The 13,582-nt window shown below is 64.9% G+C and carries 10 protein-coding genes and 2 pseudogenes; all 12 read right to left on the reverse strand.

Features of this window, described 5'->3' with window-relative positions; genetic code table 11:
* Positions 1-101: 101 nt before the first annotated feature.
* The 12 genes and pseudogenes from ACLQI9_RS09710 to ACLQI9_RS09765 all read right to left on the reverse strand — a co-directional run bounded on the left by ACLQI9_RS09710 (position 102) and on the right by ACLQI9_RS09765 (position 13,310).
* Positions 102-758: a hypothetical protein gene (locus ACLQI9_RS09710; protein WP_442376932.1), complete on the reverse strand. Its 657-nt coding sequence runs from the start codon at positions 756-758 to the stop codon at positions 102-104.
* Entirely contained in the window at positions 755-1,036 is a 282-nt protein-coding gene (locus ACLQI9_RS09715) for a helix-turn-helix domain-containing protein (protein ID WP_442376935.1), read from the reverse strand. The genes ACLQI9_RS09710 and ACLQI9_RS09715 overlap by 4 nt, the downstream gene beginning before the upstream one ends.
* Positions 1,037-1,077: 41 nt before the next feature.
* On the reverse strand, positions 1,078-2,187 hold the full coding sequence (locus ACLQI9_RS09720) for a tyrosine-type recombinase/integrase (protein WP_442376930.1): 1,110 nt from the start codon (positions 2,185-2,187) through the stop codon (positions 1,078-1,080).
* 116 nt (positions 2,188-2,303) lie between these two features.
* On the reverse strand, positions 2,304-4,367 hold the full coding sequence (locus ACLQI9_RS09725) for a Tn3 family transposase (RefSeq protein ID WP_442376934.1): 2,064 nt from the start codon (positions 4,365-4,367) through the stop codon (positions 2,304-2,306).
* A gap of 150 nt (positions 4,368-4,517) precedes the next feature.
* Positions 4,518-5,786: pseudogene (locus tag ACLQI9_RS09730) on the reverse strand (IS3 family transposase).
* 67 nt (positions 5,787-5,853) lie between these two features.
* Positions 5,854-6,450, reverse strand: a complete 597-nt coding sequence (locus tag ACLQI9_RS09735; protein WP_442376928.1) for a hypothetical protein — start codon at positions 6,448-6,450, stop codon at positions 5,854-5,856.
* A complete protein-coding gene (locus tag ACLQI9_RS09740; RefSeq protein WP_442391571.1) occupies positions 6,447-8,282 on the reverse strand; it encodes a tyrosine-type recombinase/integrase in 1,836 nt (611 codons plus the stop codon). Before ACLQI9_RS09740 ends, ACLQI9_RS09735 begins: the two co-directional genes overlap by 4 nt.
* Positions 8,283-8,943: 661 nt before the next feature.
* On the reverse strand, positions 8,944-10,098 hold the full coding sequence (locus ACLQI9_RS09745) for a tyrosine-type recombinase/integrase (RefSeq protein ID WP_442376925.1): 1,155 nt from the start codon (positions 10,096-10,098) through the stop codon (positions 8,944-8,946).
* The gene (locus ACLQI9_RS09750; protein ID WP_442376923.1) at positions 10,095-10,718 is read right to left on the reverse strand and encodes a DUF932 domain-containing protein; all 624 of its coding nucleotides are present in this window, start codon (positions 10,716-10,718) and stop codon (positions 10,095-10,097) included. Before ACLQI9_RS09750 ends, ACLQI9_RS09745 begins: the two co-directional genes overlap by 4 nt.
* Before the next feature lie 386 nt (positions 10,719-11,104).
* Entirely contained in the window at positions 11,105-11,506 is a 402-nt protein-coding gene (locus ACLQI9_RS09755) for a hypothetical protein (protein WP_442376921.1), read from the reverse strand.
* A 110-nt stretch (positions 11,507-11,616) separates the two neighbouring features.
* A pseudogene (locus ACLQI9_RS09760) lies at positions 11,617-12,290 on the reverse strand (M15 family metallopeptidase).
* 474 nt (positions 12,291-12,764) lie between these two features.
* Positions 12,765-13,310 (reverse strand): hypothetical protein, encoded by a 546-nt coding sequence (locus ACLQI9_RS09765; protein WP_442376919.1) that lies wholly within the window; start codon positions 13,308-13,310, stop codon positions 12,765-12,767.
* Positions 13,311-13,582: the final 272 nt, after the last annotated feature.

Genomic DNA, 13,582 nt, shown 5'->3' on the forward strand with positions numbered 1-13,582 from the left:
ACGTCAAGATCCGGCTGCGCATCGCACTCGACCCGCCACCACCGGACCCGACCGGCCCACCAAACCCAAAAGGCGAACCGACACCACACCTGCGCCCAGTGTCAAGTCAAGACGGTTTGCGTTCCGCTGGTGACCTCGTTGGGGCCGTTGATGCTGGCAGGTCGCTCGTGACCGCAGAGGTCGCAGCGGCGAACCGGTGGTGTCCAGCAGCGCAGGCAGAGCGGGGTGCCGTCGTCGCGCCGGGTCACGGGCATCCGGAGGCGACCGCAGCGCCCGCATTCTTCGACGACTTCGGCGTCGGTGCGGTAGCAGGAGAAACAGATTCCGCCCTCGTCCCGGCGGGCCGCGATGCGGGTGTTCTGCCGTCCGCAGCGGGCGCAGGTGCGCAAATTGGTTCGAGCTGCGCACATTTGGCACAACCGGCCCGCAGGACCCGATCGCGGCAGGTCGCCGACCTTGCCGCATCCGGCGCAGCCCGGCCGCACCACGGCGGTGTGACCGGCGGCGTGCAGTGTGTGGGCCAAGCGGACGACGACCCTCGGGCAGCGCGGGTCACCGGAGGTGAGGGCATTCGGGCAGGCAGACAGGTGCGCGGCCAGCTCGTTCAACGGAATTCCCTTGTCGGCCTTCGTAATCGCCAAGGCTACGGAGATATCGTCATCACTCAAGGCGGGCAGCGTGGCCCGCAGCACGGCCGTCACCCCAGCGCGGGCGGTGAGTCGTTGCTCGGCGCGCTGCCGGTCGCGGGCTCGGCTCACAGTCCCTCGGGGCGGCGGATCATCGTGCGCCGCACCTGCGGCACCGGCTTGCTGGTCTCGCCTGCGGTTTTGGTGACTTTCTCGGTGACTTCCTGGATCTTGATCAGGTCGTTGGGTTGACAGGTGAGGATGTCGCACAACGCGGCGAGGGTGTCCATGGACAGTCGTTGCGGGGGTTGGGTGACCAGCCGGAACACCTGCTCGCGCGACAGCACGATGCCGCGGGCGGCCAGCAGCGGCACGAGGTCGGAAGTCTGGAAGTAGCCCTTCTCGGCCATCCGCAGCCGAAGGTGCCACTGGATGCCCCACTTCTTCTTCGTCACGGCTGGTCCTCCCACAGGTCGCCGACTCGGTCTTTCAATGCCCGCTGCACGAGCCGATTGCGGTACTCGTCGGAGACGCCGGTGTAAATGGCAGTCGTGCTGCCCCAGACGTGTCCGCACTGGTCCTGGACGAATTTCTCCGGGTAATCAAACTCAACGAGGTGGGTGACGAACGAGTGGCGCAGCGCATGCAAATCATGCTCGGGCGCCAGCCCGGCCAGATCCCGCACGATCTCGAACGTCCGGTTCAGCCGACGCCGTGAGATCCGCTCTCCGCGCTCGGTCACCCACATGGCCGGGTGCGCGGCCGGGACCAGCAGCGGCCGCACCTCGGTCAGGTAGTGCTCCAATGTCGGTACGATCCAATCGAATTCAGCGGCGGTGAACACCGTGCGCCGTTTCGGGGCGCTGCCGTTGGAAGACTTGCCGAAGCGCACGAACACCGCACCGAAGCGCCCGTAGGCGGGCACCTTCGGGTTGCGCCGCCAATCGGTGACGTCCAATCCCACCGCCTCCTGGCGGCGAAGGCCGAAGGCGTAAACCGTCTTCAAAAGCGCCGAGTCCCGCATCGCGGTCAGCGCGCCCTTGCGATGCAAGGCCCGGATCTCCTCGACACGGGCATCGGCGGCGTCGAACAGCGCCTGCACCTCGTCGTAGGTCAACGGTCGCCGTCCCGGATCGCCCTCGTAGCCGACGATGTGGGCAATGGTGTTGTCCTCGTGCAGGATCTGCTGCGGCGCCGCCCCGAACAGCTCCAAGCACTTGGCCGGCCAGCCGTAGCGGGCGTCGCTGACGAACTCGCAGAACATCCGGATCACGTTCTGGTAGTTGCGGGCCGTCGACACCGCGATCGGCAGCGACGCGAAGAACGCCTCCGCCTCGGCCGGTTCCCACTGCCACGGGTACTGGTTGCTGAACCGGGCGAACCTGCGGACCAGGTCCAGCCTCGGCGTGATCGTCCAGTCGGCCTTCAGGAACCGGGCGCGCTGCTGGGTCGCCCAGCCAGTCAGCATCGCCTCGAACACCGCCGGTTCCGGATCGAGGTGAACCACCCCATCGACCAGCACCAGATGCGCGGCGCCGGGAAGATCGACAGCCCTCTCCATGGCGTTGCATTAAACACAACATCGTTGCGGCTTGTCTACGGTTCGATTGATATTCCCAGGTAGAACACGCAGACTGAACCGCCGTCAACCGCTCGCCTGTCACCCCGACGTGCAGCTCACGCCGCCTGTGCGCACCCCTCCCCATGTTGCATCTGTTGCAACTCGGCGCGGAAGGACACGTGGGTGTAGGTGGTGGTGCCCTCGTCGAGGAAGTACCGGGAGAGCGCCCGGGCGGTCAGGCTACGGCCGCGCTGCGGGAAGCGTTGCCCGTCTGAGGATGAGAGCGTTCCCCCGCCCCACAGCTGAGCGAGCGGATGGCGATGGTGAGCGTTGACCAGGCGAGCGTTCGCTTCTCGCAGTGTGTCCTGACGCAGGTACCACTGCGAGGTCCAGGCCAGGGTGTCTTCGGAGATGCCGGAGGCGTCGGCCATCCCGGCGTAGCCGAGGTTGCAGGCGTAGGCGAGCACCGAGGCGTAGAGGTTACGGATGAGGTCGGGGTTGCGCGGCTGCGCGCCGCCGGCGTGGGTGAACCCTTCGCTGAACTGGGTGTCGCGGTCGACTTCGATGAGCAACGCGGGCAGATGAATTTGTGGCAGCCGGGCGGCAACCGCCTCGGCGAGCGCCGCAGCCTCGGCCGGCAGCTGCTCGGCGGCCAGCGGCGACACGATCAGATCGCCGTCCTCGCCCAACCGGGCCAAGCCTTCGCTTGCCTGGTCTGTGAGTACCCGCTCCAGATCGGTGACCGCCGCGTGCAGCTCGGCCTCGAGCCGCTGCAACTGACGAGCCGAATCAGCAGCTATCCCAGTGACGGTGCAGAAGTCGTCGCGCTGCGCGACCCACCTCTCGGCTGGGATGAGCAGCGTGGTCGGGTCGGTGTAGCGACGCGACCCGGGCACCCACACGTCGCCGGACCGTAGCCTCGACTGCACCCCGTACAGCACGCTCAGTTCCCAGTAATGCCGGTAGGCGGCTCCGCGGCCTTGGCCGCGGGACGTATCGAGGTAACCGCGCCAGCGGGCCGGCACGAACGACGTCGCGGCCTCGGTGATGGCGTGATCGGGCACCGCGGTGCGGCCGGTGCTGTTGAGTTCACGCAGCACGCTAACGGCGGCCAGGAGCGTTGCCACCTCGGGACTGGACATGTTGCCGGTCAACGGTAGCTGGGCGATGACCGCCGGGGTGAAGGTCCGCAGGTACTTGTACCGCGCGGCGAGCAGATCGAAATGTCCATGATCACGCGGTTCCCGCTCGGCGTCTGGGCGGCGAGCGGCCTGCAGTCGCGGCATGCCGACGCGGGCACGGACCAGCCGACCCGCGTCGGCGTCGGACACATTCGGGTCGGCGAGGATGTCCAGCACCTCGTCAAGTAGTCGACCGCGATCGATCTCCGTTCGGGCTCGTTCCACGACGCGTTGGGATAGCTCGTAGCGGGCGCGCGAGTCCGCACCCGACAGCGCTTGATCCAGGAGCTGCACCAACTCGTCGAGGACCTCGACATAGGTCTCCGCCAGGGGGGCCAACAGGATGGGATACCGCCGGTCCACGTCGGCACGTTGCAACGCCTGATTGGTGGAGCGGCGTCCGGTCTCGGCCAGCATCCGCCGTCGACCGGTCGACAGCGCCGACAGGTCAAGTCGATGGGCGGCGTGACCGCGCAGGAACTCAAGCTTGGCCAGCTCCGCGTTGAGCACCTCCGGGGTCGCGGCGGTGGCACCGCGCCGCAGCCACGCCAGGCGGGTCATGCCCAGCTCTGTGTCGACATCCAGCAGCTCATCCAGCCTGGACGGGCGAGGCGGCACAAGAAGCGGTGCCAGCCGGTGGTAGGTCTCCGCCCTTGCCCCGTCGCGAGCAGCGGCGACCCGCCGGGACAGTGTGTCCACCGAAGGACGAACGATCCGTTCATTGCGAAGCCAGTCGCATGCGAGCTGGAGCAACACACCGGGCGCGTCATGCTCCAGCGCCCGAGCGAGCAGGAACGCGTCGAGCTGCTTGCGATCGCCGGCGCCCGACGCTCGCCAGCCCAGCCGGGCGAGCACGAGCGCCCGGTGATCACGCCGGGTGCGACCTTCCCAGCCCCCATAGGCGGCCAGCCCGCGCACGTCCTCGGCCGCGAGCCCCAACAGACGGGCAAGCCGATCGACCGCGGGTGAAGGACAGCCATCTCCGCAGGCTGTCCCTATAGCCGAACCTCAAACGGCACGCCCACGCCGAACGACCGAGGCCCAGCCGGACCGGAGTGCCGACGTCCCGTAAGACTGGTTCGGTGATCTTTCCCGGTGAAGGGGGGCCAACCGGGGCACCAGACTCGATGCGATGAGCTAAGCCAACCCCTACTGGTGCCGGGCGTGGTTGCTGGTGTGGACGCGCGCGTAGTAGTCGGCCTCGGCTTCTGTGGGCGGGCGTCGGCCGAGTCGGTGCATCAGCCGGGCCGAGTTGTACCAGGCCACCCACGTGCAGGTGCTGTGCTCCAGGTCGGCCAGGGTGCGGATCGGCCCGTGCCTAACCGGTGAGCTGTCGCGGATGCACTCGGCCTTGTAGAGCCCGATCGTCGTTTCGGCGAGCCCGTTGTCTAGGGCGTCACCGACCGTGCCGACCGATGGCTTCAGCCCGGCCAGCATCAGTACCTCGGTGAAATGTATTGCGGTATATTGCGATCCGGCATCCGAGTGATGGATCGCATCGTCAAGCGGGTGGCCTTCGCGGGCCCGGAAGGCGGCGGCGTTTCGCAGCGCGCGCTCAACGAACTCGGTGTCTTTGCGCAGCGAGCACTCCCAGCCAGTGATCACCCCGGCGTAGGCGTCGATCACAAACGCGGTGTAGCCGAACCCGGCGGCCATTGGGACATAGGTGAAGTCGGCCACCACCAGACGGTTCGGTGCCGTCACCCGCCACCGTCGGCGCACCAGGTCGGGTGCGCGGGCCGCGGTTGGGTCCGGCTCGGTGGTGCGCGGGGTGCGCCTTGCTCGGCTCACCCCGCGCCAGCCGTGGGCGCGCATAATCCGCTCCACCGTGCACCGGGCGACCGGGATGCCTTGGCGCTGAAGGTGCGCCCACATCTTGAGGCTTCCGTACAACAATTCCGGCGGGCGTTTTCCGTCGATGCCTGGTTCATAGATGCTGGCCAGGATCTCGGTGATGGTGGTGTCCCACAGCGCCCGCTTCGACGGTGCCGCGCTTCGGTGGGCCCAGTAGGTGCGCGGGGCGATCTGCACACCATGGACGGCCAGCGCCCGACAGATCGGTACGACCCCGTAAGCCTGCTTGTGCTTGTCGATGAATTGACAGATCAGCGGTGTCGCGGGTCGCACTCCCGCGCGAAGAAACCTGTTGCTGCTTTAAGTATTTCGACCGTTGACTCAAGCTCCTTGCATTTGCGGCGTAGATCCCGGATTTCACGCGCAGCATCGGTTGTCATGCCCGGCGCCACACCGGCGTCAACTTCGGCTTGGCGCACCCACTTGCGCAACGTCTCCGCGCTCATCCCCAACCGTGGCGAGATCGCCTTCATCGGCCGCCCACTCGGTCTCGTAGTCGCCGGCATGCTCGCGGACCAACCGCACCGCCCTCGCCTTGGTGTTCTCGTCGTACCTGCTCGCCATCGTGCCAACCTTCCCTCAACAGAAGGTGTGCACGAAACCCGGGATGATTCAGTTCTGTACGTCAGCTCTACTTGGCTGCCGTCACTATGATCGGCTCGGCGGAGCGTTCTCGGATCATCCGGCGAAGGCTTGTACGTACGGCGCCAAGGTCATCCTCGGCCTTCTGCAGCCGTTGGTGCGTGTCGTTGAGGTCTAGCGCAAGCCGGGCATTTTCACTGCGGTACCGGTCGTTGGCTTGCGTCAACTCATCGATGCGCCGCTGCAAGGACTGGGCTGACGCTACCTCCAGCTGCGTACCGAGTCGTTCCCGCAGAGCACACTTGAGTCGATCAACTTCCACGCGCAATCGGCGGTTGTCCTGTTTGGCGAGCGCAAGATCGGTACGCAAGCTAGTCTCACTAGCTGTTTGGCCTGCGCGCTCGGCGGCTAACGGTTCCGCAGCTTGTACGTCCCGGGCGGTCACGATGTATTCACGTACGCCTTCTGCGTAGACGAGCCATTGTGAGACCTTGGCTGATCGCGCAACGGAGGCGAAAGTGATTGGTGTGCCTTCGCGTTTCATCGCATCTACTGCGCGGAATACTTGATCCCTCTTGCGGTCGGAATCGCGGCGGCGTGCGTCACGAAGGACATCCGCAGGTTTCCGTTTGGCGTCTTGTGTCATGGCGTTTCCTTTCGTCGGGTGATGTCTTCGAGCGGGAGTCGGGCACCGGCGCGCGCTTTCCGGAGCGCGGCGGATGCCCGCTCGACCTGGTCTCGTTGCTCGGCGTCCAGTCGGTCCAGGGCGGCTCGCATGGTGGCGAGAACAGTTCGGAACGCGTCGATCTGTGCGTCGAGGTTAGCGACGACGAATGGTGCAGCGTCCATGGCCGAGGCTATTTCGCGGTCAGCGGCGAGCGAGTTGATGTGCTCCTCAATGCCTGGAATGTAGGAGGGGTCAGGGCGATAAAACCCGCAGCCGGCACACTGGAATCGGATAGGGCAAGCTTTGCCGCCAGCTTTGACGTTGGATGGTTCGATGCAGTTGCCGAACGGTACTGCAACAGAACGCATCTGATATGCCATCGATCCGGTTAAGGGAGCAGATCTACCGTTCTTGTCGATAGTGAACTTACCGACAGTTTCGATAGCAGTTCTCTTCCGTTCGGCGGTGATCGTGTAGTAGCCCCCGGTGGTTTGGATTGATCTGTGGTCCATGAGCTGCCGCAGAACGTCGACGGGGGTTCCATTGTCGGCGTGGCGCTGCGCGTATGAGTGGCGGAACGCATAGGGGTGGATCTTGGTTCGGTCGAATGGCAATAGGTCACCGTTCGGGTCGATTTCGCCGCTGTGCAGCGACGGGAGGCCGCGTATCCAGGTGCGGATCGCGTGGCTGAGGCCGTTGCTGCTGAGGTGTTTCTCATTGATGGTGCTGCCGGGGAACAGATATTGCTGTGATGATGTCGGGATTGTCGTGCGGATCTCTTTCCACGCGTTGATGGCGTTCGCCGTCGACTCGAGTATTGGCAGGCGCCTGCCTAAGCGCCGCGCCTTGTGATTGTCGTATAGGAGAACGGGCCCTGTGGCATCCCGGGATAGACAGTCTGTTGGGAGGCTGGCGACTTCGAGGGTGCGCCGACCTGTATCACGGAGCACGATGTATGCAGTCAGGAACATGGTGTGTGTCTGCTCGGGCGTGAGGACGCCATGGGTGAAGCCGCGCCCGAGGGAATCGGTTTGGGCGTCGAGCTGCTGTTGGACGGTCTCTGGGATTGCCTTGCCAGCATTTTCGATGACGGGATCGGCTGGTAGGTGGATTCTCGTCCGTGAGGGTTCGAATGATGCTGGCAGGCCGTCGAGCATGCCCTGTCGCCGTCCCCAATTTATGAGATCGAAGAAGACCGCGAAAATATGTCGCTTGAAGGATGTTTGGCACGGGTCGCCGTTGTCCGCCCGGGTAAGGACGCGGATGCTCTCGGCGATCGCGTCGACGTCGCGATTGCCTAACGCGGTCATGTCGCGGCCGCGGTCGGGTCGCTGCTCCAGCGCTTGGGAGGCAACCATGGCGGCGCGATGGGTCTTGACGATCAGGTAGCTCTGTGCTTCTTGGCGTGACCAGGTGAGCGCCACATCACGCAGCCAGGGCTGGGTGATTAAGCCGAAGTCGAGGCATTTGCGTCGGCGGGGGCGCGGTCGGCGGCCGCTCGGTTGCGGTTCGAAGCCGACATCGTCGAGATCCCAAACGAGTGCGTCCATCGCGCTACGTCCGAGGCATGCGTCGTACGCGTTTCGGAGTGCGCGCGCAAACTGGTGGAGGTGTACGGCGACTGTGGTGTGATGGCGTTGGGCGATCAGGTCAACGTCGGCCTTACTCATTGTCGCAATGCTCGGGTTTGCCTCCATGATGCGGATGACGGCTTTGGTGTTCTGCGGGTCAATGCGACCGCCTCTGGCAGCTCGCTGTTGCACGGCGTAGAGAACCTCCCACCGCAGCCGCTCTGGAAGGTTGAGCAGCATGAACTGGTGAACACCAATGTGCGGCAACTGTTGTCGGACCCACTCATCGATAGGCTCGAGCCGGAGGTCCCGCTTATAGCGGGACCAATGCAGGCGGCAGACTTTCGTCGTGGCGTTCATCGACTCGCGACCACAAGCTGCGACGCTACAGTCAGCTAGCGGCTCCTCGGGGATGGTGAGCTCGCCAGATGTCATCCATTGTTCGAAAGTGATCAAAGGGCGACGCCGACAGCGCTTATTCCACTGCCGGTAATGGGCCTCGCAGATATTGCGGATGGCACCCTTGCTCGGGCAACGACGCCCACTGACCTCCACGACACAACGAACGGGGCTGGACCGTTGCGCGGTGGTCAGTCGCGGCGTAGGCCGACGGTAGGTCTTGAGAAATTCATCGACACCGAGGTTTGACTGCTTGAACGCTTTCGCGCAGGTTTGGCAAAGCGTCCCGTGCAGGATTACTGCTACGCAGTTGCCAACTGCGCAACAGGTCGCCAGTGTCGTCGGGTCGTCAGGGGAGCAAGTGAACAGCCAGATTTCAGGATCCCATTGTCCAGGCCGCCAGTGCAGGTCGGTATGGTCGCGTAGCCAGGTCAGCCACGCGGACTCGTCCTGAACTGCTTGCAGGGGAGACGTATTTGGGGTGAACGCCGCGAGTGCCGCGTCAGCACTCATGGTGTGCACCGCTCGGCCTCAATTGCGAACGCTCGATTGCTGCTCGCATCGTCTCGTTAGTTGGATGGAAGTAGACCGACATTGATCCGGGCGAGACGTGGCCCAGCAGGGCCTGGACCACATCTCGGGGCGTGCCGGCTTCGAGCCATCGCGTTGCCGCGCTGTGGCGGAACATGTGAGGGCTCACGCTGAATCCCACTGCATCAGAAGTTCGTTCGAAAAGCTTCTTGGCGTTGTGATAGCGCAGCGGTCCGCCGACCGGCGGCTTGTAAAGGTTGACGAAAACGAAATCGCTGGCGTCACCCTCGGTAGTCTCAGATCGCTCGAACTGATAGTCGGCGTAGAGGTTCACGAGTTCGGTCGTAACTGGGATGGATCGCGGGAATCGGCTCTTGGCCAGCGAGCCATTGGTGTTCGCCCGGCGGCGCACGTGGAGATGCGGGCCGCGGATTGGGCAGCCCAAGGTGTTATTTGACGCCAGCAAGTGCATGTCTTCGCGGCGCAGCCCGAGTGCTTCACCGATACGGATGCCCGATTCGGCAAGGATGGCGACGAGCAGTCTGTCCCGTAGTCGAGGTAAGGCCGTCATGACGGCGGCGATCTGATCGGCTGTCAGGGATAGGGGAGGATCATCAATCTCCGTCAGTCTTAGGGCACGGGATCTGACGGTGCGAAATTGATTGTTCTCGCCGAAGTCGTATCCGACAGGACCCCGCCGCAGGTACTTGGGTTCGATAATCTGCGCAGCGAGTTCCGACGGATACCAGCCTCTCGTAGAGGCAAAGCGCAAAAATTCGCAGACCGAGGTCAAGATCGCATTTGCAGTTTTGTTGGATCGCAACCGTTGCTGGGCCCTCGGGCTGCGATGCTCGATCGGCGCAGTGATCAACCAAGTCTGGAAATGCGCCAAGTCGCTGACGGTGATCCGCTGCCAGTCGAGCCGGCTCTCTGCGCAATAAGTGAGGAATAGGGCAAGGCGACCGGCGTAGACGCGCTCGGTGTTAACGGATCGGTCGCGAAAACGCAGCGACGCAAGGTATTCACACGATTCGGAGTGCAGGACGTACGCCTCGTCCACGACGACGAACGACGAGGAGCCATCGGTGGGCGAGATCGCGCGTTCGGCGGCGAAACGCTGCGTCATGAATTAAACGTAACCGACGTGACCGACAAGGGACTGATAACGCTGCGGTGTGTCCTCAGAACGCATTTCATCCACAGGTGCCTGCGGGTGTTGGGCAGGGGGAGATAACCGTCGTGGGAGTTGAGGGCCGCCAGGTAAAAGTCGGTGCGGTCCTTGGATCCGTCTTTGCCATCGAAGACCATGGTGCTGGGGAGCTTCATGGTGACGAAGGTTTCTCGCCCATCGCGCAGGGCGCCGGCGGTTTCGAAGTGCGCTCCGCCGCTTTGGTCCACGAGAGCGTCGAGCAGCTCGCAGGAGGCCTCGTTTTGGACGGGCTCGTACTTGCTGCCGACGACGCCGAGGACGTCGAGCCTGCCGTTGATGGGGTTGGTGCGCACGGTGGCGTAGAAGTCGGGCACGGCCAACGGTGCCCGGTGCGGTGACACCGGTGTCGTCGAGGACGGGCTCCTGGGTACTTGCAGCGGCATCTTGCGGACGTTCCAGCCCGCCAGGTGCGCGGCTTCGAGAGCCTCGCGGGCGGTCATGGTGTGGCCGACGGATTGGCCGAGTCGGTGCCAGTGGTCGGTACGGGAGTTGGCGAAGGAGACTTGACCCTCGGTGATGTCGAGCTCGTGTGCCATGGTTATGTTCCCTTTCGGTTAGTGACCGGGTCGATGTGCCGGTCGGTGCAGGTGCGGCCGAACCGGTGAGGTGGGCCGGTCAACCCCGCAAGAGTCCGCGGGGCGGGGAGGCGGCTTTTCGGCTCAGGGCTCGCCGGGCGCGCAGCGCCGTGCGGCGGGCCACGGTAGGGCCGGAAAGGTCACTTGGCCGCCGCTGCCGGGCCGCGGCGTGGGTTGAGCGGGCCGCAGTCCTCACCGGTTACGCTCGGGCACCTGCTGACGGCTAGAGATGGTGAGGGGCTACGGATTTGGGCCACCGCGAGGTGGCCGTTGTGTTGACTGCTTATCTGTAAGAGAACGTGGTAGTTCGCATATCTGCACAGGTAGCGACGTCAGTTACATGTGTTCTACGTGAACAGGATCGGGCGGTGTGCTGCGCATGTCAGCCACGTTCGTGAGGTCGTCATCGGCAGACACCCGCAAACTGGCCCGCTAGGGATGACGTGGGTCAGGCACTGCTCTGATCGCAAGGAATCCGTCGGTTCGCGTGTCAGTCGCTCGTAGTCGTCGCGGTCGATGTCGGCCGCGGCCGCGGTTGGGCGCGGTTCGTGTAATCGCTCGATGAGGAAGCCGGCCTCGTGCAATTCTTCGCAGGTCCGCTCGAGTGGCGCTAGCCAGTACCTCACCTGCCAACCGCGGCTCCAGACTTCTTCGATGACCCGCACGTCGAAGTAGTTGCCGCCGTGACGCAGCCAGACCCCGGTGGGATGCTGTCGCGACAGGACGAGCGCACCGGTGGGCCGTACCACGCGCCGAAGCTCCCGCAGTGCTTCTGTCCGATCAGACCTGTCGTAGTTTAAAACAGCTGGGCGCCAATACCATCGGGGCCGCCGCGGTTGCTCGGCGGTTGGAAGCACGATCAGGGCCGCTCGAAGTGCATGTAGTCGATGGGAGACCGCCAGTAGCCGCCCCACTGCCAACCTCGATCGGTGAAGACGTGTACGGCGGGATCGCCGCTATGCAAAAGGCCCGGGTCGGTGCGGCTGCGGTCCAGGTATGCCGCCGCATTCTTCGGTTGGAATGCGCCCGTGGCGCCAATGTACGGATTGAGAAGTGGGTTGACGTCAATAGCCCGACCGTAGGCGTGCTGAGACCATCGGCCGGTTCCCGGGATGTCTCGGCAGCTGAACGCCGACGTGTTGTTGTCTTCCATCTGTAGCTCATCGGAAGCGGCCGGATACTGGTCAACCGTACGGATCTTCTCGATGGGATACCGCAGTTGGTAAAGCTGCTCGAAGATTGTGATGACCTGCGACACCAGTTCTTCGTGCACGATCAACTGGCCACGGTGCGTCTGGCCGTCGAAACCGATGTGGTCGACGCCAACCCGCCGCAGCTGCTCCGGTCCCACCGGCATCCCGGACGCCAGCTCGCGCCGAGTTCGGCGGCAGTGACGGGATCAATGGTCGGCGGGTCGGCAGGTGCGGGCGGCGCGCTGGCAGGCGGCGAAGCCGCGGGAGGGGGTGGCGGCCCGGCCGCAGGAGGCGGTGGCGCCGCGGTGCACTGCACGAGCACGACACTAGCTGCGGTCATTATCGCCAGTGCCGCGACACTGCGCCTGACGAACGTCGATCGGTGACGAGTCCTGACCGTTTCGTTCTATCTCCACAAGGCCGCTGCAATCGGCGGTTTAGCTGGACAAGTCCACATGCCGCCAACGCTAGCTCAGACAGATTTCCGCGTACGGCCGACGGCAGCCGGCACGTCGGCGCGGGCCAGCTCGATCGCCGCAGGCATGGCCGCCCCAATTACTCGACATCGTCCACAGCCGCAACCTCCAAACCGTCACCCTCAACGACATCTTCAGTGGCAGACCCGTTCCTTAGCGGCCGCCTGGTCGGCGGCGCTGTATTGCGGCGGTTGGGCCGTCGGTGTCGGCGGCGAAGCCGGGGTAGCAGGCGCTGGCGTGCTCGTGACCGCGTGGGGCGCGCCTGGCGCCCCATTCGAGCGGAAGAAAAGGGGGCCCGGCCAGCCCCCGGTGGGGAGCTGGTCGGGCCCTGGGCGCGGTCAGGCCGCGCGGTAGTCGGGGTCGGTCGGGTCGGCTTTGTATTGCTCACCGTCGGCAAAGACTGCGATGGCGGTTTTGTGCACGCGGGTGAGCAGCGCGATCATCGACAGGATGCCGGCCTGGTCGCGCAGTTGCCAGGTGAGGGGACCGGTGTAGAGGTCGACCCAGTGGATGCGGGCGGTCTTGAGTTTGTTGAGGGCGGAGTGGGCGACGACGGCGCAGGTTGGCCGCCTGGTCCATTCGACGGAGACCACGACCCGCGCGGCGGGCTCGTCCTGGGAATCGGTACGGGCGGCGGGGATTTGGGCGGGGACGTGGATCATTTGCCGGGCGGCGATGAAGGCCTCGAGCAGGCCTTGGGAGGTCTGGCAGTTGTACATCCCCATGTGCATCCCGCCGCTGAAGGTGATGCCGATCCGCGCATCAGGTGTGCGGGCGTGGTGGACGGTGATGTCGACGTCGTGTTGTTGGCCTTTGATGACCACGGTGCTGTAGGTGATCAGGCCTGCCGGGATGACGTGGGTTGCGGCCGCGGTTATGGGCATGGCTGTTCTCCGTTCTGGGAAGGTGTTTGATTCGCGCCGGTCAGCGCTGGGCTGTGGGGGACCGGCGGGGTGGCGGTGTCAACCCCGAAGAGCCCGGCGGAGAGGCAGGAGGCGGATTTTCGGCCCGGCGAGCCCGGCGCGCAGCGCCCTGGGGCGAGCTCGCATAGGACCGGTAAATGCCGCCGGTGCCGCACGGGCGCAGCGGGAGCCGGCCATCAGGCCGGCGGGAGCGAAGAACGGGCGAGCCCGCCGGGCGTGGGTTGACAGCGACG

The sequence above is a fragment of the Mycobacterium sp. genome, from assembly GCF_052143115.1.
Classification (GTDB): Bacteria; Actinomycetota; Actinomycetes; order Mycobacteriales; family Mycobacteriaceae; genus Mycobacterium.